Annotated in this window: 21 protein-coding genes; 8 read left to right on the forward strand and 13 right to left on the reverse strand. The window is 32.0% G+C overall.

Annotated elements, in window-relative coordinates:
- Position 1: 1 nt before the first annotated feature.
- The 4 genes from C7H52_RS08785 to C7H52_RS08800 form a co-directional block, all read right to left on the reverse strand.
- Positions 2-955, reverse strand: a complete 954-nt coding sequence (locus C7H52_RS08785; protein ID WP_106463527.1) for a CPBP family intramembrane glutamic endopeptidase — start codon at positions 953-955, stop codon at positions 2-4.
- 3 nt (positions 956-958) lie between these two features.
- A complete protein-coding gene (locus C7H52_RS08790; RefSeq protein ID WP_106463920.1) occupies positions 959-1,996 on the reverse strand; it encodes an o-succinylbenzoate synthase in 1,038 nt (345 codons plus the stop codon).
- 5 nt (positions 1,997-2,001) lie between these two features.
- Positions 2,002-2,907, reverse strand: coding sequence for a 1,4-dihydroxy-2-naphthoate octaprenyltransferase (gene menA / locus C7H52_RS08795; RefSeq protein WP_106463528.1), 906 nt, complete (start codon positions 2,905-2,907; stop codon positions 2,002-2,004).
- Positions 2,908-3,103: 196 nt separating this feature from the next.
- A complete protein-coding gene (locus C7H52_RS08800) occupies positions 3,104-3,946 on the reverse strand; it encodes a 1,4-dihydroxy-2-naphthoyl-CoA synthase (protein WP_106463529.1) in 843 nt (280 codons plus the stop codon).
- Positions 3,947-3,998: 52 nt separating this feature from the next.
- On the opposite strand from C7H52_RS08800, the gene C7H52_RS08805 reads away from it, so the two are divergent.
- Positions 3,999-5,093: a C1 family peptidase gene (locus C7H52_RS08805; RefSeq protein ID WP_106463530.1), complete on the forward strand. Its 1,095-nt coding sequence runs from the start codon at positions 3,999-4,001 to the stop codon at positions 5,091-5,093.
- Between the two features lie 129 nt (positions 5,094-5,222).
- Positions 5,223-5,636 (forward strand): hypothetical protein, encoded by a 414-nt coding sequence (locus tag C7H52_RS08810; RefSeq protein ID WP_106463531.1) that lies wholly within the window; start codon positions 5,223-5,225, stop codon positions 5,634-5,636.
- On the opposite strand, the gene C7H52_RS08815 is transcribed toward C7H52_RS08810, so the two are convergent.
- The 3 genes from C7H52_RS08815 to menD form a co-directional block, all read right to left on the reverse strand.
- Positions 5,633-6,469 (reverse strand): CvfB family protein, encoded by an 837-nt coding sequence (locus C7H52_RS08815; RefSeq protein ID WP_106463532.1) that lies wholly within the window; start codon positions 6,467-6,469, stop codon positions 5,633-5,635. The two genes, C7H52_RS08810 and C7H52_RS08815, sit on opposite strands and share 4 nt — an antisense overlap.
- Positions 6,470-6,558: 89 nt before the next feature.
- On the reverse strand, positions 6,559-6,900 hold the full coding sequence (locus C7H52_RS08820) for a DUF2853 family protein (protein WP_106463533.1): 342 nt from the start codon (positions 6,898-6,900) through the stop codon (positions 6,559-6,561).
- An 83-nt stretch (positions 6,901-6,983) separates the two neighbouring features.
- Positions 6,984-8,738: a 2-succinyl-5-enolpyruvyl-6-hydroxy-3-cyclohexene-1-carboxylate synthase gene (gene menD / locus C7H52_RS08825; protein WP_106463534.1), complete on the reverse strand. Its 1,755-nt coding sequence runs from the start codon at positions 8,736-8,738 to the stop codon at positions 6,984-6,986.
- Positions 8,739-8,973: 235 nt separating this feature from the next.
- Between menD and C7H52_RS08830 the strand changes: the two genes are divergently transcribed.
- From C7H52_RS08830 to C7H52_RS08840, 3 genes are all read left to right on the forward strand, one after another.
- Positions 8,974-9,786, forward strand: a complete 813-nt coding sequence (locus C7H52_RS08830) for a hypothetical protein (RefSeq protein WP_146130027.1) — start codon at positions 8,974-8,976, stop codon at positions 9,784-9,786.
- Between the two features lie 153 nt (positions 9,787-9,939).
- Complete coding sequence (locus C7H52_RS08835) at positions 9,940-10,380, forward strand: hypothetical protein (protein WP_106463536.1); 441 nt, start codon at positions 9,940-9,942, stop codon at positions 10,378-10,380.
- A 253-nt stretch (positions 10,381-10,633) separates the two neighbouring features.
- On the forward strand, positions 10,634-11,710 hold the full coding sequence (locus C7H52_RS08840; RefSeq protein WP_106463537.1) for a hypothetical protein: 1,077 nt from the start codon (positions 10,634-10,636) through the stop codon (positions 11,708-11,710).
- A 67-nt stretch (positions 11,711-11,777) separates the two neighbouring features.
- Here the strand turns inward: C7H52_RS08840 and C7H52_RS08845 are convergent, their stop codons facing one another.
- Both C7H52_RS08845 and C7H52_RS08850 read right to left on the reverse strand, forming a co-directional pair.
- Positions 11,778-12,890 carry a chorismate-binding protein gene (locus C7H52_RS08845; protein WP_106463538.1) on the reverse strand — a complete coding sequence of 371 codons (1,113 nt, stop codon included), beginning with the start codon at positions 12,888-12,890 and terminating at the stop codon, positions 11,778-11,780.
- On the reverse strand, positions 12,891-13,316 hold the full coding sequence (locus C7H52_RS08850) for a PaaI family thioesterase (protein WP_106463539.1): 426 nt from the start codon (positions 13,314-13,316) through the stop codon (positions 12,891-12,893).
- Between the two features lie 43 nt (positions 13,317-13,359).
- Between C7H52_RS08850 and C7H52_RS08855 the strand changes: the two genes are divergently transcribed.
- Positions 13,360-14,004, forward strand: coding sequence for an alpha/beta hydrolase (locus C7H52_RS08855; RefSeq protein WP_106463540.1), 645 nt, complete (start codon positions 13,360-13,362; stop codon positions 14,002-14,004).
- A gap of 3 nt (positions 14,005-14,007) precedes the next feature.
- On the opposite strand, the gene C7H52_RS08860 is transcribed toward C7H52_RS08855, so the two are convergent.
- The 3 genes from C7H52_RS08860 to C7H52_RS08870 form a co-directional block, all read right to left on the reverse strand.
- Positions 14,008-14,955: an NAD(P)H-dependent flavin oxidoreductase gene (locus C7H52_RS08860; protein ID WP_106463541.1), complete on the reverse strand. Its 948-nt coding sequence runs from the start codon at positions 14,953-14,955 to the stop codon at positions 14,008-14,010.
- 49 nt (positions 14,956-15,004) lie between these two features.
- On the reverse strand, positions 15,005-15,841 hold the full coding sequence (locus C7H52_RS08865; protein ID WP_106463542.1) for a hypothetical protein: 837 nt from the start codon (positions 15,839-15,841) through the stop codon (positions 15,005-15,007).
- Positions 15,842-16,032: 191 nt separating this feature from the next.
- The gene (locus C7H52_RS08870; RefSeq protein WP_106463543.1) at positions 16,033-17,262 is read right to left on the reverse strand and encodes a class I SAM-dependent rRNA methyltransferase; all 1,230 of its coding nucleotides are present in this window, start codon (positions 17,260-17,262) and stop codon (positions 16,033-16,035) included.
- 90 nt (positions 17,263-17,352) lie between these two features.
- Between C7H52_RS08870 and C7H52_RS08875 the strand changes: the two genes are divergently transcribed.
- Complete coding sequence (locus C7H52_RS08875) at positions 17,353-18,051, forward strand: hypothetical protein (protein WP_106463544.1); 699 nt, start codon at positions 17,353-17,355, stop codon at positions 18,049-18,051.
- A 114-nt stretch (positions 18,052-18,165) separates the two neighbouring features.
- On the opposite strand, the gene dnaK is transcribed toward C7H52_RS08875, so the two are convergent.
- On the reverse strand, positions 18,166-20,079 hold the full coding sequence (dnaK, locus tag C7H52_RS08880) for a molecular chaperone DnaK (protein ID WP_106463545.1): 1,914 nt from the start codon (positions 20,077-20,079) through the stop codon (positions 18,166-18,168).
- Positions 20,080-20,269: 190 nt separating this feature from the next.
- Between dnaK and C7H52_RS08885 the strand changes: the two genes are divergently transcribed.
- The gene (locus C7H52_RS08885) at positions 20,270-21,694 is read left to right on the forward strand and encodes an L-serine ammonia-lyase (RefSeq protein ID WP_106463546.1); all 1,425 of its coding nucleotides are present in this window, start codon (positions 20,270-20,272) and stop codon (positions 21,692-21,694) included.
- The last annotated feature ends 83 nt before the right edge of the window (positions 21,695-21,777 follow it).

The following is a 21,777-nucleotide window of genomic DNA, read 5'->3' on the forward strand; positions in this document are numbered from 1 at the left end:
TTTAAAGTTCTTTTGTATGGTCTTGTAAAGGTATATCTTCTTCTAAAACGAGTGGTTTAGTGACCTTACCAAATAAACGTTCTTTCCAGTTCGACCATTTATATATTTTACCTAAAATGATTAAAAACACAGGATAAAATACTAAAATTGGTATTAAAATTTCCATTAACGTTTGAGTGGCTTGCTCACTAGTATATCTAAAAACTGCATCGGTTTGTAAAGCAGACCAGTCTGATGTTACAAGTAAAGCAGCCATTAAATTATTTCCTAAATGAAAACCTAACGCAAGTTCTAAACCATCGTCCATTAAAGTCATAATACCTAAAAGTAACCCTGTACCTATATAAAAAATCATTGTCACAAACCCTAGCTCTGCAACTTCTGGATTTGCGCTATGTGCTAAACCAAAAAGTACTGAGGTTATAATTAAAGGCATCCATTTATTTTTTACAAAAATCCCGATTTGCTGCATTAGGTAACCTCTAAACACATATTCTTCAAATCCAATTTGAAATGGAAAAAGCAAAACACTTATAATAAATAATATAAGAAATTTAACTGGTTGAAATTGAAATACAATTTCTGAAGAATCTATACTGTAAGAAATTAAAAAGGTTACTAAAGTAAACACAACAATAAGCGAGAAAGAGACTAAAATCCGCTTCACATCTACTTTTTTACGTACTGTGGTTAAAGATAACAGACTACGTTCATGTAAAAATTTAACGCATAAAAACAACAATGCTAGTAAAACCGCAAAAGGTAATAAGTTTACAATTAAAGAAATATTTGTGGGCATTTGTTTCATTAAATCATATGCTTCTTCTAAATCTTCTGCAGTTGTAAAAAGATAAAACACAAAATTTAATATAAAAATACCTGTGGTTAGTAAGGTTGTAAACCAAACTTTCCACCATGTATTATCACCTTTATAAGCTTGTTGAATGTAATTCATTTTTTAAAAATTAAAATCCCATTTTATTTTAGGGTCATAAGTTATATCACCTTTTACAATTTCTAAAGGTGAAGTAATATTATTAGTATACAAACTTCCAGTGCCTAAACCTTGTGGCATGCTTACATTTTTGGTAAAGGTATATTGCGAAATCGCATTTAGCCCAACGTTGCTCTCTAATGCACTAGTAATCCACCACCCGCAATTATTATCCTTTGCTAAATCAATCCACTGGTCGCTACCTTTAAAACCACCTATAAAACTTGGTTTTAAAATAATATATTGTGGTTTAATGGTTTGTAGTAGTTTTTGCTGATTTGTTACACCAAAAACCCCAATTAATTCTTCATCTAAAGCTATTGGTAATGGCGTTTGCTCGCACAATTTTGCCATATCTTCTATTTGACCTTGTTTTATGGGTTGTTCTATAGAATGTAACTCTAAGTCTGATAAACGTTTAAGTTTTTCCAAAGCGTCTTTTGGTAAAAATGCGCCATTCGCATCAACCCTTAATTCAATATCTTTTTTGCTGAAGTTTTTACGTATAGATTGAAGTAAATTTAATTCTGTATGAAAATCTATAGCTCCAATTTTCATTTTTATGCACTTAAAACCTGCTTCAATTTTATCCTGAACTTGTTGCTTCATGAAGGCTTCGGTTCCCATCCATATTAAACCATTTATAGGAATATGAGCCTCTCCACGAGAAAATTTGGATGGAAAAATTTCAAATGGATTTTTGCTATGTAAAGATTTAAAAGCAGTTTCCAATCCTATTTGTATACTTGGAAATTCTTCGTTTTCATTATATAATACCTCAAAACCTTTATTAATGGCTTCGCAAGTTTGTTTTAACTGATGTTCAAAATCTGGTCTATCATCTACACTTAAGCCTCTTAAAATTCCACATTCTCCAATACCTTTTTGTCCAGATTCATCTTCTAAAATGATAAACCAGGTTTCTTTTGTTTTTAGAACCCCGCGAGAAGTCCCGCTTGGTTGTTTAAATTCTAGAATATGTTTTTTATAGCTGGCTTTAATCATTTTTACAATATATATCCTACTCCAATTAATAGTGCTAATAACACCGTAGATAAGGCCAGTTTTTTTAATTCTGGATCAAAATGTTCAGGCTGTAGTATTGTTTTAACGGTTTTAAGATGAAGTACTAAAGGTATGAAAGCTACCAAGCCTAATAGACTATACCACGAGTTAAAACTAATTACCATAAATAATAGAGCCGTTTTAAGTGCTATACTTATTAACGCATAGTGATAACGTTTTGACTTTTTAGCTCCCAACTTAAGCGCTAAAGTATTTTTATGGGTTGCAGCATCGGTCCTTATATCTCTCATGTTATTTAAGTTTAAAACCGCTGTACTTAATAAGCCAATAGAAATTGCGGGTAATAATATTAACCAGTTTAAAGATTTTGTATATAGAAAATACGTGCCGCAAACACTTACAAGTCCAAAAAAAATAAACACAAATACATCTCCAAAACCAGAATAACCATAGGCATTGCGACCTACTGTGTATTTAATAGCGGCTAATACCGCTAAAATTCCTAAACTGAAAAAGAAAAACGAGTATATAAAATTACTTGCGCCAAAAGCGACATAAATTAATATGCTAGCTAATACTAAACTAATAATACTAGTTATAATTACGGCTAATTTCATGTTCTTGTACGAAATTAAACCAGAACTAACCATACGCTGCTCTCCTATCCTGTTGGCATCGGTACCCTTAATACCATCTCCATAATCGTTTGCAAAATTTGATAAAATTTGGAAGGCAACCGTAGTTAAAAATGCCAAAATAAAAATAAGATAGTTTTTTTCTCCATCGACCATAAAGTGCGCTAGAAAACTTCCTAAAATAATCCCGGATACCGACAATGGTAAGGTTCGCGGTCTTGCGGCTTTAATATAAGTTTGGGTTCTGGTCATTTGTTTTAATGCTTTTGGCTTTTGGCTTTTGGCTTTTGGCTTTTGGCTCTTGGTTCTGGGTTCTGGGTTCTGGGTTCTGGGTTCTGGGTTCTGGGTTCTGGGTTCTGGGTTCTTTAAAATAAATAATTAGTTTTTGAAAAGGCTTGAACTGAGAAAAACCCCCATAAGTTAAAGCCTAAACACTAAAAACTAACCACTAATTAGGAATCCATTTTTTTTCGAAATTAGGAGCTCTTTTTTCTAAAAAGGCATTTCGTCCTTCTTTAGCTTCATCGGTCATGTAAGCTAAGCGTGTGGCTTCACCAGCAAAAACCTGTTGTCCTACCATACCATCATCTGTTAAGTTCATGGCATATTTTAACATTTTTATACTTGTTGGCGATTTGGCTAAAATTTCCTGAGCCCACTCATAAGCCGTTTGTTCTAACTCTTCATGAGGTATAACCGCATTAACCATACCCATATCAAAAGCTTCTTGTGCCGAATAGTTTCTTCCTAAGAAAAAGATTTCTCGTGCCTTCTTTTGCCCAACCATTTTTGCTAAATAAGCCGAGCCATAACCACCGTCAAAACTGGTAACATCAGCATCCGTTTGCTTAAAAATAGCGTGTTCTTTACTCGCCAAGGTTAAATCGCAAACCACATGCAAGCTATGTCCGCCTCCAACTGCCCAACCTGGAACTACTGCAATAACAGCTTTTGGCATAAAACGAATTAATCGTTGAGCCTCTAAAATATTTAATCTATGGTAACCATCATTTCCTACATAACCTTTCTCTCCACGAGCATTCTGGTCGCCACCAGAACAGAAACTGTACACACCATCTTTTGGGCTTGGTCCTTCTGCAGAAATTAATACCACTCCAATACTAACATCTACAGTAGCATCTTGTAATGCGTCAATAATTTCTGAAGTGGTTTGAGGTCTAAAAGCATTTCTAACTTCTGGTCTATTAAATGCAATTCTAGCCACTCCATTAGATTTTTTATAGGTAATATCTTTGTATTCTTTTGCTGTTTTCCAGTCTGGTTGTTCCATTTTTAGTATTTTTATCAAAAATAAATCATTTTAAATAAATAGCTCTTTCAATATGAAAAAATATAGCTTAATTGTTGCCTTTAGTCTTGTTACAGTGTTTGCATTCTCACAGACAAGAACTTTTACACCAATAGTAGATTTAGAAACTACAGACGTTATTAGTCAAGGTAATACTGGTACCTGCTGGAGTTTCTCTGCATCATCTTTTTTAGAAAGTGAAATTATGAGAATTAATAAAAAAAAGGTAGATTTATCTGAAATGTTTAATGTACGCCACACTTATGACGATAAAGCCTGGAATTATGTAATGAGACAAGGCAAGTTACAGTTTAGTCAAGGTGGATTAGGACATGATGTTATTAATAGTGTTGCCAAAAATGGTTTTGTTCCAAATACATTTTATACCGGACTAAAGGAAAATGAATTTAAGCATAATCATGCCGATTTAGTTGATTCTTTAAAACCTATATTAGACCAATATATTGCTAAAGACATTAAAGATTGGAAAACTCCTGTAACTAAAGTTTTAAATGATAAATTAGGAGAGCCTACAACCAGTTTCTTATATGAAGGCAAAACTTATACCCCGCAAAGTTTTATGGCTTCACTTAAAATACAGCCAGAACACTATGTAAGTTTAACCTCTTTTAATCATGCGCCCTACTACACTAGTTTTGTACTTAATATTCCTGATAATTTTTCTAATGGTAGTTTTTATAACGTCACTTTAGACGAGTTAGTTGAAACTACTCTTGAAGCCTTAAAAAATGGCTATACTATAGAATTGGATTGCGACGTAAGCGAAAAAACCTTCTCTTCTAAAGATGGTATTGCTATTTTACCAACAGAGCCAACAAAAGATCTAATGACATTAACAACCGAGATTAATGTTACACAAGATTTAAGACAGCAAGAGTTTGAAAATTACAATACAACAGACGACCATTTAATGCATATTACTGGGTTTTTAAAAGACCAGAACGGTCAACTGTTTTTTAAAGTAAAAAACTCTTGGGGAACAACCTATGCAGGAAACAATGGTTATATTTATATGAGTGAAGCTTATTTTAGAATGAAAACTATCTCTATTTTATTGCACAAAGATGGTATTCCTAAAACAGTTGCAAAAAAGCTTAATATGAAATAAATTAAGAAAAATTACAAGTAATCTTCAGTTTAGCCGAAGAAACCTACCTGTAATCGAAAAATTTTAAGATTTAACATTTTTACAAGAGTCTTAGAAAAGTCCTTACTTATGTTTGTAAGGACTTTTTTTATGAAACTACGAGAACTACATATATTAGACGATGTTTTGGAAGTATATCCTTCGCAAATAGGAAAGCTCTATCTCTATAATGATTTAGTGATTCTTGAAGTATTAGAAGGCGTGCATGTTACCTATAAAAAACTAAAGGTTATCATTAATAAAATTAATTCGTTCTATGGAGACCGAAAAATTGGGTTTATCTCTAATCGGATTAATACCTATTCTATAGAAGCGATAGATTATCCAAAATTTGCTCAAGCTTTACCAAATATTATGATATTTACGGTATGCTATTATAGTTTAAAAGCTGCTTATAATTTAGAATTAGAAAAACGATTTTTAAATAATCCTATACCTAGTTTTACAAGTTTAATTGACGCATATAATTATACCAAAAGTTATATTTTAAAGAAGGCGAATTAAACCGTTATTAGTTTAATTCCTTTCTCGTCAATCGAAATCTTTTTATCCTTATATAAAGCTCCAATTGCCTTTTTAAATGTTTTTTTACTCATTTCTAAAGCATCTTTTATAGCTTCAGGAGAAGATTTATCGTTTAAAGGAGAAAAACCAGAGTTATCATTTAAATAATCTAATACCTTTTGGGCATTAGGCTCAATTTTTCTATAACCTATTTGATCTAAAGAGATATCTATTTTATTTCCTGGTCTAATTTTCTTAACAATACCTTTTAATCGGTCTCCAACATGAACTTCTTTGAATAAATCGTCCTTAAAAATTAGTCCAGAATGTTTATCGTTTATAATAACATTCATTCCCAAATCACTTGGGTGAGATACTAAAATTTCGACTTCTTCAAATTCTTCAACCGTAAGCTCAACATTATTTAAAAATCTTTTGGTTTTACTAGAAGCTACTAAACGTTCACTTTGTTCATCTAAATAGCAATACACTAAATACCAGCCGCCTTTTTTCATAGGAAAAGCTTGTTCTTTAAAGGGGCAGAACAATTCCTTAACTAATCCCATATCTAAAAAAGCCCCATGTTTAGTTACTTCATTACAACGTAACATTTCAAACTCTCCCTTTATAATGTAAGGTTCATCGGTCGTTGCAACTAAACGTTCTTCATTATCTAAATAGATAAACACCTCTATAAGGTCACCAATATTAAAGGTTTCAGGCACATAGCGGTTAGGTAACAATACTTCATCGCCTTCTCCATTACCAAGGTATAAACCTGGCTCGGTATCTCTTAATATTTCTAACTTCTGGAATTCGCCTATTTTTATCATAATGCAAAAATACTACATTAAAATTTTTAAACTAAAAAAGCGCTACATAAATGTAACGCTTAAAAGTAAATATGTTTAAACAGTTTATTTTATTTGTAAACTGCTTCTTTTTTAAAGTGTTTTGCTAATAAATAATAAACTACAGCTCTGTATTTATTCTTATTAGAACGTCCATAAGTTTCCATTACAGAATCAATCGCCTTATCTAAGTCGGCACTATCTTTAAGTCCTAATTTCTTAATTAAAAAATTATTCTTTACAGTAGCCAATTCTTTTTCATCAGACCCAGAAACTGTTGAAGAATCTTTATTGTAAATAGATGGCCCACATCCTACTGTCACTTTAGTTAAAAAGTCCATGTCTGGATTTACGCCACATTTTTCTTTTAAATCTGCAGCGTATTTAGTGATTAATTCGTCGCGTTTACTCATAATAGTTGTTTTTTATTTTAATTATTGAAACTTAAAGATACAAATTTATTTAGTTGAAGGCTTTAAGATTTGTGTAAAAAATTTTATTTGATAGCTTTAAAATAATTTAATAATACATCATCATTTAAATGGCTTGGTGTAAATATTTCTAATAGTTGAGGCTCATTATTAGTCTTAAAAAAAACAGTCAATTTTTGTTCTAACTCGTTTTCATTACTTACTTTATTATAATTAAAATGAAACATTTTAGCCAGATGTTGTGCATCTAATTGATGTTTGGTTTCAAAATATGTATCGAAATTTTCGGTGTTTTTATGACCTGGTAAAATTCTGAAAATTCCGCCACCACCATTATTTATTATAATAATTTTAAAATTTTTAGGGATGTAATTATTCCATAAAGCATTGCTGTCGTATAAAAAACTTAAATCTCCTGTTATACAAAGCGTAGGCGTTTTTGTGGTTATTGCCGCACCAATAGCGGTACTGGTACTTCCATCTATACCACTTGTACCACGATTACAATAAATATGTTGTGTTTTTTTAAAGTCGAAAAGTTGTAAATATCTAATAATACTACTGTTAGCAGATTGGATTTGAATATTTTTTGGCAGAGCTTTTAAAATGCTATTAAAAACTTTAAAATCTGTAAATGGAATTTTAGCCATGTAAGCTGCATGGTGTTTGCGTCTAGAAGCCATTTGTTCAAGCCAAAAGGATTGGTAATTGCTTTCTAAAGGTTTATAATCAGGTTTCCATGTTGAAAAAAACGTCGAAAGCGGCATTTTAAACCAGTGGTTTAAAATATAAAACGTGTTATTAGCCTGATGTAAACCTAAATGGTAATGTTGCTTTGGTGGGAAGCTTCTTAAAAATTGTTTTATCTTTTTAGAAACCACTAATCCACCAAATGTAATTAGTAAATCGGGCTGTAAGATTTTAAATTCTGCCTCTGTTAAAGCACCAATTAATTTATCTATACTAGGAATGGTCTTTTCATGATAAATATTAGATGTACTTTCGGTTAAAATAAGAACACTTGGGTCGTTTGCCAAAACATTTAAATACTCTTCTTCTATGCTATTAGGTTCTAGTACACCTACCAGAACTATTTTTTTTGATGACAGCTGCCAATCCGTTTTAAATTGATCAAAATGGGAGAAGTCTGGATTTATAATTGGAGTTTGTAAAGTATTAACCTTTAAAGATAAGCTATGTACTCTTTCATATAAGGGTTCGTTAAAAGGACAATTAATATGAATGGGTAATTTTTCTATCAAAGCAGTATTTAATGCCTTGTTAATTTCCTGTTCATTATAATCTTGAACCGATTGCTGTAAGCCCAGGGCTTTTTCTAATTTATGCTCTAAGTTTTTATATAGTGGAAGCTCTTTTTCTGCTTCTATAAATGTTTTGTTAGTTGAGATGTCGTCTTTCAAATTCGCTGCATAAGCTACATGAGTGCCATAAACATCTTTCTGGTTAATGGTTTGACCATCACCAATACCTACTTTGTATTTTGGGCGATCTGCACTTAAAACTATTAAAGGGATGTTACTATAAAAAGCTTCTGCTACAGCTGGAAAATAATTTAAAAGAGCACTACCTGAAGTACAAACGACCGCTACAGGTGCTTGCAGTTGCTGGGCAATACCAAGTGCAAAAAAAGCAGCACAGCGCTCGTCTACAATACTATAACATTTAAAGTAAGGGTCATGTGTAAAACCAATAGTTAATGGTGCATTACGGCTACCTGGCGACAATACAATATGCTGTATCTGTTTGGCTTTACAAAGTTGCACCACTGTTTGTGCTAAAGGAATTTTAGAGTATATCATAGCTGTTGTAAAAATACAAAACCTTTACATTATTAATTAATTTTTAAAATAAGTTTAATGATTTTAATTTTTGTTTTTACAACTTATTATAAAATTAATTATGACTACAATTATTACTGAAATAAAAAATTATCTTTACGGGATAACAGTAAAAATAATATTACGATATCCTGATCTATTTACGGGATATCGTTAATAAAAGTTATGATGTAACGAGTTGTACCTAATTTAAGAAATGAACAAATTCCTAATCTTACTTTTGATTTCCACGATAGGATATTCACAACATCAAGAATCTGAACCAACATTCTATTCAGAAATAAACGAACGAGTTTTAAATAGAAATCTTTATGATGTAAAATTTGGAACTCCAACTGAAATAATTGTAAACGATACCATAACCTACGCAGATTCAGAAACATGGATTGAAAAAAGTATTTTCACATTTAAAGCTAATCATCAAATGCTTGTGAAAAAACACAGAAATAGTGAATTGATTGCTGACGAAATTATCGAATTAGATTCAATGAATAGAATTCTTAACTATGAAGGGAATTTAAAATATAATGGAGGAAAATGGTATGTAACAAAAGTAAAATATACATACGAAGACTTTAAAAAGATAAAGGAAAAAATAAATGGATCTGGAGAAACATATATGAGATACATTGTGAAATATGATAGTTTAAAAAATCCATTAGCAATTGAGCATACTATTGTCGGACCTGATTACACTAAACTTCAAACTGTGAACTATGATTATGCAAACAGTAAATTCATTTTAATGGACTTTAATTATCAAGGCAAACTTGAAGAAGAGGTCAATGGTAACTTTAATAGAGATTATATAATTGCAAAAAATAAAAATGGAGATATCGCAAAGATGTATTGGATTTTGACAGATAAAAAAGAACCTTTCATACATGAATTTGAATATACGTATGATGACAAAGGCAATTGGATAAAATTGATTGTTAATGTTAAAAGTCCTGATGGCACTTTAAAACCATTTCATAAAACCTATAGAACAATTAAATACCAAAACTAGGTATAACAACGTGTGTAATTAATTGCTAACCAATCACTTACTATGAAAATTAATGATTAACCCTTAGTTCGTTTTCTTTTACTAATTTAGTTCTATCCAACGCAACTAATCATACACGAACACGTTGTACGCAAGCTGAAAACCGAACTATAATTGATAAAAAGAGCAATAATAATAACCATAATTCTGAACTCAATAATTCTGATTAGTGTTCCTGCTGGTCACGGTTATGGAATAATGGTAATGTTTGAATTTATAAGTATTCCGACTCTGATTAAAAACGGATTTGATTTTCAGAAAGAATACCCTTTTGAAAGCAGTCTGATTTTAATTGCTTTGGTTACCTTAATTGGAAAACTGATTTTAATTTCACTATTGTTTTCAAAGAATATTTTGAACAAAAAGAACTGGATTTATATCGGACTGTCTTTAATGCTTATTTCATTCCTTTTTGTTTGTTATGGAGCTTGGGAATATGATAATTTCCTATTTGCAATTACACTGGGAAGCGGAATTCCATTTTTAATATATTTCGGCAGAATATTATATTTAATTAAAAAGGAAAATAACAAAACGAAATTAGTAGCGGAATGAAAAAAAGCCAGCGGACAACAATGTATAACCGCAATTACGGCGGATTCGACTACGTCCGAATCCACTCGTAATTGTAATAACGATAATTTTAGTCCTTACTAAAGTGAATGTAATTAAAAAAACGTGTGGTAACTTCGTGTATAATTAATGGCTCGTACAAGCTTGCTTACTAAAATCCTCGCGGATTTTCAATTTGGTTTGTATTAACTACATTTGACTCCATCTTAGATGATATAATAAACCTATAAAACAAATGAAGTTTAAACTATTTTTTGCTGCTATTTTACTATTTTTTAGTACACAAATTAGTAATGCTCAAAAATCTTTAGATCTTTCAGGTAGGTATGTTTTTGGAAATGATTTAGAAAATCATGATGTTGGAGAGCTTTTAATTATTCAAAAGTCAATAGATTCTTTACTTATTTATATTAGTGTTAGTAAAGCTGCTCCATCTTACAGTATTACAAGTTTGTTAACAGAACTTAAGCTTGCAGACCTCACTTCTAAATATCTTTCTGAAAAACTAAATGAATGTTCAATAGTATTTCAATTTCAAGACAATAAAGTCACAACTTTTGAAAATACACCTTGTGGAGCAGCGCATTTAAATCGTACTTTTACAAGAGTATCTCATACATCTCCAAAATTCTTTTACCTCGGAAATGGTGAAAAAGTACCATTAACCAAAAATGCTGCATATTTTTCAAAAAATTATTATCAACAAAATAAAGCCTTCTCATGGAATATCGGAACTTGTGATTTTACTGGCCTGTTTAAAAATTCAGAATTAAAAACAGATCAATTAGAAGAAGTTTTAGAACTTATTGACATTTATGAATCTGAAAGGCAAAAGGTATTTTCGTATCAAAATCATATTAACAAAAACAAAACAACTCAAGAGTTTATAGAGCAATTAGAATTCTATTACTTAAATTTAAAAAACAACTATCTAAAGTTGGAGTTAAGCAACAAAAGCGAAAACTGGAAGCGATTTATTAGAGATAACTTAACCTCTATAGATATGAAATTAAATGTCCAAAAGACGCTAATAAAATCCTATAACAACCCTAAATATTTATTAGATTCTGAATTATATAGATTTGTAAAAACAGCTGCCGAAGTATTAAATAGTAATGATATAAATATTAAAGCTTATTTTTTAAAGTCTTTTAAAAACAAAAATAAGTCAAACTCTATATCTTCAATGAAAAAAATAATATTTCAGGAACATATAGAGAAAACACTTTATAAAACCTTTACGTCCAGATACGAAATATTTACAGGTTTGTTTGATACCATCACTGAAAAATGTAATGATGGTCCTTACTAACTTTTCCATTTAAAATTATAGATTTATTGCTGTAAACTCAAAACTTAGTTATGGAAATAAGTAGTCTTTAAAAAATAACTTTTTTCATCGTCTCTGCTTTTGTAACTGTTTCCTGGAATTCATGTTCTGGATTAGAATCTTTAGTTATACCACCACCAACGTACAAATGAGCCTTAGTATCTGTTAATTGCATACATCTTAAATTTACATATAGACGAGTTATAGATTTTATAGTGTGGTACGCATTATTTTCAACATTCCTACGATTAGGATTCCGTTTTTTATCTTCTTTAATATTTAATTCACCCAAAAAACCTGTATAAAATTCCCGTTTATAATTTTCATGATTTAAAATAAACTGTTTGGTAATTTCCTTTGGCAAACCACAAACCGCTGGAGTTGGATGTAATGCTTTAACTATGGTTGAAAGTTTAGTTTTAAGTATTCCTGAAATTTTAGTTCTCAAGTGCAGCAAATGTCCTGCTCGCAACGTTTCAGTATTTCCTACAGATAATGATTCCACATGAGGTTGTAAACTATCTATAATAAAATCGGTAACTAACTGTTGTTCTTCAGTTTCTTTGCCTTTCCATACAGGTTGTTCTGTAAAAGATTGAGTACCGGCTAAAGACATGGTTGTAAATCTATTGCCAGTAACATTTAACAAGGTTTCTGGGGTTGCTCCTAACCATAAGCCTATTTTTGGGTGATACCAGCAATACACAAATGCAGATGAATAATTTGCTAATAAACGCTGAAATAATACGATAGGATTTGTTTCCGTTAGACTAACCGTTTCTTTCCTAGAAAGTACAACCTTTTTAAAAGTATCTTTTTTAATAGCCTCAAGTGCTTTTGACACCAAATTAATATGTGCTGTTTTTGCTTCTGTTGTAAACGTATCTTTTTTATTATTAGGTGTCGTAACGCGTGAAACAATTTCCGGATTTTCAAGAGTAAGGATTTCTGAATGTTCTAAAGGCAATAAGACCGTATTGTTTTCAGAATTAAAAGGCGAAAAAACAAAGCCACTTTCCTCTAAATGTTGTGAATTGTAGACTAAATCATTTTCCTGAAAAATTCCTTTTATAGTATTAGTATAAGGTGTTCTATAGATTACAAATGGTAATGCAACCTTAAATTGATTCTCTGCAACTTTAAAAAAATCGTCTGTGCTCATTTAAGAACGCTTTGGTAAAGAAATGGTTGACAATTTACACACTGAAATTAATTCTTCCTTATCATTAGTTACACGAATATCTAACAGTTGGGTAGTTCTACCTTTATGAATAAAAGTTGCTTTAGCATAAATATATCCTTCACGAACACTTTTAAGATGGTTAGCTGTTATTTCCAAACCACGAATCATTAAATTTTCTGAGTCTAAAAAAATATGAGACGCAAAACTACCAACACTTTCCGCCAGAGCTGCAGTAGCACCTCCATGTAAAACTCCATCAGGTTGATGTACTCTTGGAGTTACAGGCATACGTGCTAATAAAAAATCTTCACCATAATCAATCATTTCTATCTGTAAAGTTTCCATTAAGGTATTTTTACTAGCTTTATTTGCTATAGCAAGGGTTTCTTCTTTGCTGTACTTCATTTATCTTTGACTTTTAAACAAAAATACGAAACACAAACCATAAATGAATTCTACTGAAAAAGAAATCTCCTATACTTCTACCAACTCGTATACGAATTTAAATAAATTAACAAAAGAGACTAAAAATGTATGGCTGGTTTGTCATGGTTTAGGCTATTTAAGTCAGTATTTTATAAATTATTTTAAAAACTTAAATACTACAGAAAATTACATCATTGCATTTCAAGCTCCAAACAAATATTATCAAGACAAAACGTTTAAACATGTTGGAGCTTGTTGGTTTACTAAAAACAACACACATACAGAAATTAATAATGTGTGTAGCTATATCGATGCGGTTTTAGCTGAAGAAAACATACCAAGAGATAAGAACTTAGTACTTTTCGGGTATTCACAAGGTGTTAGTGTGGCATTGCGTTATTTAGCATATGCGCAATTAAAATGTAAGAAAGTTATCATTCAATCTGGAGGCATACCCAAAGAATTAGTTCCAGATGATTTTAATTTTTTAGATGCGACAGTGCATCATTTGTATGGTAAACAAGACGAGTATTTAAATGATGAGCGTATTGCTTACGAAAAAGACAGAGCTGAAATGCTTTTTGGTAAACACTTAAAAATTACAGCTTTTGAAGGAAAGCATGTGGTAAACACTAGTTTTATTAGAGAAATAGCACTTAGCTTGTAGTAATTAATCTACCAAATGTTTTACAATCTCTTTTACAGGTAAAATGGCTTTGGTATGCTCAATACTTGGTCCTGCAACCCAAACTGTTTTATAAGTAGCTTTTTTTGCTGCGTTTTCTGTGGCTTTCATACCTATAGAAAAACGAATCATTTTAACCCATTTTTTTAAAGTTTTACTTTTATTTAAAAGGTTTTCTATCCAAGTCGCTTTAGTACCAATTTTTTGTACGTAAGGTGTATTAATAACTGTACAAGGTGTTCCAGAAATACGCTCTGTCATGATAATATCTTTTGCACCATAATCTACACAAGCTTGTTTATACTCATTGGTTACATTAGCTTCTACTGAAGCAATAAATGGACTTCCTACTGAGGCACCTTCTGCTCCATAACTTATCATTTTATCAATATCTGCTTTACAACCTACACCGCCTGCAGAAATTACAGGGATACTTAAGGCTTCGCTCAATTGATTGGTTAATTCTTGTGGAGATAAATTACCTCTATGCCCACCAGCTTCGTTATTTACAGCAATAGCAGCGTCCGCACCAAGTTGTTCTACCTTTTTAGCAAAACGTAAATCAGTAACATCACAAAAAACCTTTATTCCTGCTTTATGCGCCTGCTTAATAGTTTCTTCTGGACTACCTAATGAAGTAATAATAAAGTCACAACCTTCTTCACACAACACGCGAAGTTGTTCTTTATATTTTATGTTAGATTTATTTACAATAAGATTAAACCCAAAAGAACCACCTTTAACCTTAGCTGCCTTAAGATCTTTTATAGCAAGCTTTAATTCATCTATAGTTCTATAGTTTAAGGCAGGGATACAGCCTGCAATACCTGCTTGCATAGCTTCTTTTACCATAGCGACATTAGACACCAAAAACATAGGAGCCATAATGACTGGATAAGTAATGTCTAATAGTTGGGTTAATCTGGTTTGCATACTACTCTTTATTTATTCAAATATAAAAAATATTATGCACGCATAACAATTATTCACCTAAATAAACAAAAGTATTTGCCGAGAAATAAGCATTTTCAGTATTAACATTAATAGCTTCATTTATACCGCCAGAATTTACAGTAACAGCGTGGTTATGCAAACCTGCATCTTCAGTAAACATAGTCTCACTAGGGTCATATCCAAAAAAACTAAAATTTGTAAAAGTTAATCCCAATCCACTTAAAAGTCCTGTAACAACATCTAAGGTTCTTATTTCCATATCTGCAATTTCGTGATTGTGAATACCATTATCTGTTGTGGCACCCGTAAAATTTACGTTTGGTAAATTAGCTTGAGAAATAGTAATTGCAGTAGTATTAGATCCTCCCGTAGAAGCTAAAGCTCCTTTCTGCTTTAAAAGTTTATCTGTTAAGTCTGGTAGATTTGTAGTAAAGCCTAAGGAATTTGCTGCTGTTATTTGTTGTGCAGATAATCCAGACAAACTTCTGCCATCTAGTTTTACCCAACCATTATGATCACTTACTACTAAACTATGTTTTAAATCGCCTATTTCATGAGCCGACATATTATTAAATCCTTCCCACAGTTGTGTGTCTCCATTAAAAATATACATGCAGTTTTTTAAAACGGTCATTTTACCTGTTCCGCTATTTTGCATATTATATACCATTAAACCGTTTGCCGGATTAGGTATTGTTGAAATATCATCTTTAGACGCTAATTCTACTTTGGGGAATAAGACACCAGAATTGTTAGAAACAATTTCTAATATTGCAGATTCGTGAATATCTACAGTTCCAATACCTACCTGCGCTTTTACATTATAAAGACCAAATATAAAAGCAATTAAAATAATTTTTTTCATAATTTATATGTTTTACAATGAATACATCTAAATGCACTCAATAAAACAATATTCATAATAAAAAAGCCGATAAATAACATATTTACTCGTTAAAACAATATAGCAAAATTAAATTCTCAATATTTTAACGTTTAATTTGCTAATATGATAAATAGGAAAATGATTGGTATTTTACTGTAAAAAGGAAAAAATTAATTCAGAAATCTGTAATAAGCACATTTAAGATAAGCTCCTTCTGGGAAACCTATAGGATGATCTAAATCATGTTGTGTTTTTAATTCTACTTTATAAGGTCTGTTTACTTTAGCTAAGGTTTGACTATTAATATCTAAAAATGCCTGACTTAATACTCGCGACGAACATGATGCTAAAACTAAAAGTCCATTTTTAGCGGTTAATTTTTCACCTAACTCAGCTAATTGAGCATATTTCTTTTTTGCTAAATCAATTTCACTAGCTTGCTTAGCAAAACTTGGCGGATCTATCACAACCACGTCAAAAGTCACCTTGTTTTTAATCAATTTTTTAAGTTCTTCAAACGCATCGCCTGCTATAGTTTTATGTATCCCTTTATAAGTATTTAACTTTCCGTTTTCAACCGCAATTTCTAAGGCTTGCTTGCTTATATCTAAGCTCGTCACTTCTTTAGCATCATTATACAAGGCGTGTACTGAAAATCCGCCAGCATATGAAAAGACATCTAAAACCGTCTTGCCTTTACTCCACTCGCCTACCTGCTTTCTATTAGCTCTATGGTCTAAAAAATAGCCTGTTTTATGACCTTTAATCACATTAGCAGAAAAGTTGACATCATGTTCCACAAAATTAACCACTTCATTCTCAAGTGTTCCAAAAACTACTTCACCATTTTTTAAGTCGTGAGCTTTCGATTGCTCTAAACTTCGGCTTAGTCTAATAACTACTGTTTTAACATTTGATGTCGTTTGTAAACTTGGCAGGATAGATTGCAAATAAGGCAGCCAGATTTCAGAATAAATTTTAACCACCAAAACCTCAGCATACACATCGGCGATTAAACCCGGAAAACCATCATTTTCTCCAAATAATAAGCGGTAACTATTGGTATTCGTTTTTAATAAATCTGCTCGCTTTTTAAAAGCAATCTCTATTTTTTGTTGAAAAAAATCTGCATTTATCTCTGCTTTTTCCGTGCTGCTATGAAGCATTTTTATACGGATAGGAGAATTTGCATCGTACAACCCTAAACCAATGACTCTGTTTTTATTCTTCCCGAAAATAATCGCTAAATCTCCCGACTGCGCATTGTCATTAATTTTTACAATATTGTCCGAAAATACCCAAGGATGTCCTTTTACTACAAATTGTTCGCCTTTTGCATTTAGTTTTACGGCTAAACGTTTGGGTTGGTAATTAGGTTTAATGGAAATGGAAAAAGGCATAAAAAGTTGTTAGTTGGCTAATATAATTTATTTTACATTTGACAAACTAATTACAAACCGAAAAATTAATTTAAACGCAAGAAAGTAATTTTGAAAACAACAACTTTTAAAATCATATTATTTGTGCTAATAGGAAATTCATTTGCAATTAGTTCAAATGCAAGTATATATACTATTCAAACCAAAGATATACTAATATATAACAATGTAGAATATCGAATAGAAACGAATCCTTTAGAAGATTTATTTTTAAGACAACCTGAATTACGTCCTAAATCGGAATTTACATCTACAGCGCTTTGGAGAGGTTATTTAGCAAAATTTGAAATTATAAATAGCAAAGTTTTTGTTATAGATATATTTATAGAATCATTTTTCGATTATAAAGATAATAGTAAAGCGCCTATAATTTATTTATCTGTTTTTAATGATGTATTTAATACTTGTGAGCCTCAATTTATTGAAAACTTAACAATAACACAACTTCTGCCTAAAGGAAAAAGACTAAATTATGATAGACAATTAGGAGATTATATCTATCCTTTTTATGCTGCTTTTGAGATTAAAGATGGTATTCTTTGTCGTTTTAAAATAATTAGCCGTAAAAAATATCTATCTGCAAAATCTAACTATTTTAAAAAATTTAAGACAACAGAAAGGTATGAGCATTTAAAAAAAGAAAATAAAAAATTACTTGAAGGAAATCTTTATTTCAAGCACAGTGATAGTCAATTTGATAGTTTGACAAAAACATTTATTTTTAATCATGTTCATTATCAATTTGACTAAAAAAAACGCCATCAAATTACTTGATGGCGTTTTTTAATTTATATTTAAATGATACTCACATGCGTGAGCATGAGAGATTCACACAAAACTTCTAAAGAAATTTTGGTTCTCTGCTTACTTCACTTCTTCGAAATCTACGTCTTCAACATCGCTATCGCTTGCTGCTTGACCTTTAGCTCCTGCACCAGCATCTGTTGGTCCAGCTTGTCCTGCTCCTTGAGCTTCTGCTTGCGCTTTGTACATTTCCTCGCTAGCTACTTTCCAAGCTTCATTAATTTTCTCTAAAGCTGGCTCTATAGTCGCTACATCTCTAGTTTCGTAAGCTGCTTTTAATTCTGCTAAAGCTTCTTCAATTGGCGCTTTCTTATCTTCAGATAATTTATCACCAAATTCTTTTAACTGATTTTCAGTTTGGAAAATCATAGAATCTGCTTCATTTAATTTCTTAGCGTTTTCTGCTGCTTTAGCATCTGCTTCAGCATTAGCTTCCGCATCAGCTTTCATCCTTTGGATTTCTTCTTCTGTTAATCCTGAAGATGCTTCAATACGAATATCTTGAGATTTTCCTGTTGCTTTATCTGTAGCCGATACTTTAATAATACCATTCGCATCAATATCGAAAGTAACTTCAATTTGAGGTACGCCTCTTTGTGCTGGTGGTAATCCATCTAAATGGAAACGACCAATGGTTTTATTATCTCCCGCCATAGCACGTTCACCTTGTAATACGTGAATCTCTACCGATGGTTGGTTGTCTGCTGCTGTAGAGAATACCTGAGATTTCTTAGTAGGAATCGTGGTATTTGCTTCAATTAGCTTCGTCATAACATTACCCATAGTTTCAATACCTAAAGATAATGGCGTTACGTCTAATAATAATACATCCTTAACATCTCCTGTTAATACACCACCTTGAATTCCTGCTCCTAAAGACACTACCTCGTCTGGGTTAACACCTTTACTTGGTGCTTTTCCAAAAAATGCCTCTACTGCTTTTTGTACCGCTGGGATACGTGTAGATCCACCTACTAAAATAACTTGGTCAATATCCGACTTTGTTAATCCTGCTGCTTTTAATGCCGATTGGCAAGGCTCGATAGTACGTTTTACTAAGTCGTCTATTAACTGCTCAAACTTAGAACGTGTTAAAGTTCTTACCAAGTGTTTTGGCCCACTTGCAGTAGCCGTAATATATGGTAAATTAATTTCTGTAGATTCAGATGATGATAATTCAATCTTCGCTTTCTCTGCAGCTTCCTTTAAACGTTGTAAAGACATTGGGTCCTGACGTAAATCCATAGACTCTTCAGCCTTAAACTCGTCTGCTAACCAGTTAATGATTTTATCATCTACATCATCACCTCCTAAGTGCGTGTCTCCATCTGTAGCTAATACTTCAAAAACACCATCTCCTAACTCTAAGATAGACACGTCATGTGTTCCACCTCCAAAGTCAAAAACAACAATTTTTTGGTCTGTTCCTTTTTTGTCCATACCATAAGCTAAAGCTGCTGCTGTTGGCTCATTAATAATACGACGTACTTTTAAACCTGCAATTTCTCCAGCTTCTTTAGTTGCTTGACGTTGTGCATCGTTAAAGTATGCTGGTACTGTAATTACAGCTTCAGATACATCTTGTCCTAAGTAATCCTCTGCTGTTTTCTTCATTTTTTGAAGAATCATAGCACTTAGCTCTTGTGGCGTATATAAACGACCATCAATATCTACACGAGGTGTATCATTATCTCCCTTAACTACTTTATAAGGTACGCGTTCTGCTTCATTTTTAGACTCAGAATATTTGTTACCCATAAAACGTTTAATAGAATAAACTGTTTTTGTAGGGTTAGTTACAGCCTGACGCTTTGCAGGATCTCCAACCTTAATTTCTCCGCCTTCTACAAAAGCGATTACTGAAGGTGTTGTACGTTTACCTTCTGCATTTGGGATTACAACTGGCTCGTTACCTTCCATTACAGAAACGCAAGAGTTTGTGGTCCCTAAATCGATTCCAATAATCTTACTCATAATTTTATTTGTTTTAAAAAATCTGCTTTCACAGATTATTGATGTTATTAATATTTTTACACTTATCTATTTGTCAATCATTATGCCACTCAAAAAAGTATGACACCTTGTCACTTTTAGTTTAACTTTAAAATCGGTTTAATGCAATCAAAAAAGTTATATTTGCCCTACTAAAACGTTTTCTTAAATTATGGAATGTATTTCTGTTTTTGATATGCTTAAAATTGGTGTTGGCCCATCGAGTTCTCACACTTTGGGACCTTGGCGTGCTGCCGAACGTTGGCTACACGAACTTAAATCCGAAAATATCTTTAAAAAAGTAGATCGGATTAAAGTAAATTTATACGGCTCGTTGTCGCTTACTGGTAAAGGTCATGCTACAGATATTGCCACTGTGCTTGGCTTATGTGGAGAAAACCCAGAGACTATCCCAACAGATATTATAGACATAACTATTAGTGCCATAAAAAACAATAATGAACTGGTTTTAAATAATGAAAAACGTATAAAATTCAGTTTTGATAATGACATTATATTTAATAAAACCTTTTTGGACTTTCACTCTAACGGAATTCAATTTACAGCCTATAAAGATGATTGTATAATTCATGACTCTACGTTCTATTCTATTGGTGGTGGTTTTGTGGTTAAAGAAGAACGTATTGTACACAAAGAAAATGTAGAGCTAAAAAAAGAATTCCCTTATCCTGTAAATAAAGCAACCGAACTTTTGGCCTTTTGTAATGCTGAAAACAAACTGATTTCGGAAATTGTCCTTGAAAATGAACGTTCTTTAAGAGATGATGACACCATAGATTTTGAACTTAACCGTATTTGGCAAACTATGCTGGAATGCATGTATTTAGGTTGTCATACTGAAGGTTTTTTACCAGGCGGACTCAATGTTCGTAGACGTGCATTTGATACACACGCTAAATTAATAGATCGTATTTCATATAATACACCAGAGGAATGGTTATTTGCCATTAGAAAAACAGAAGTCAAGTTTAGACAAATTTTAAAATGGGTTAGCTGCTATGCTCTAAGTGTTAATGAAGTTAATGCTTCATTAGGACGCGTGGTTACCGCTCCTACAAATGGTAGTGCTGGGGTTATTCCTGCAGTACTAATGTATTATTTAACCATTGAAAATCATCAAGCCGATTTTAAACATATCAAACAGTTTTTATTAGTAGCAAGTGAAATTGGCTCTATATTTAAAAAAGGAGCAACTATTAGTGCTGCTATGGGCGGTTGCCAAGCAGAAATTGGTGTGTCCTCTGCTATGGCAGCAGGAGCTTTATGTGAACTTTTAGGTGGAACACCGGAACAGGTTATGATTGCTGCAGAAATTGCTATGGAACACCATTTAGGAATGACCTGCGACCCTATTGGTGGTTTGGTACAAATACCTTGTATAGAACGTAACTCTATGGGAGCCATAAAAGCTATTAATGCTGCAGAGCTTGCTCTAGATACAGATCATAACAATGTAAAAGTGCCTTTAGACAAAGTCGTTTCCACTATGTGGGAGACCGCTAAAGACATGAGTAATAAATACAAAGAAACCAGTGAAGGTGGCTTGGCTATTGGCGTATTTATGTCGGATTGTTAAATCAATTTCCCTTTGAAATACTTATAAAATTTCTATTTTAATTAATTAAAAAAGTTATTTTTGAATATAAATTCCTTCATCTA

It is taken from the genome of Aurantibacter aestuarii (genome assembly GCF_003008425.1).
Taxonomy (GTDB): domain Bacteria; phylum Bacteroidota; class Bacteroidia; order Flavobacteriales; family Flavobacteriaceae; genus Aurantibacter; species Aurantibacter aestuarii.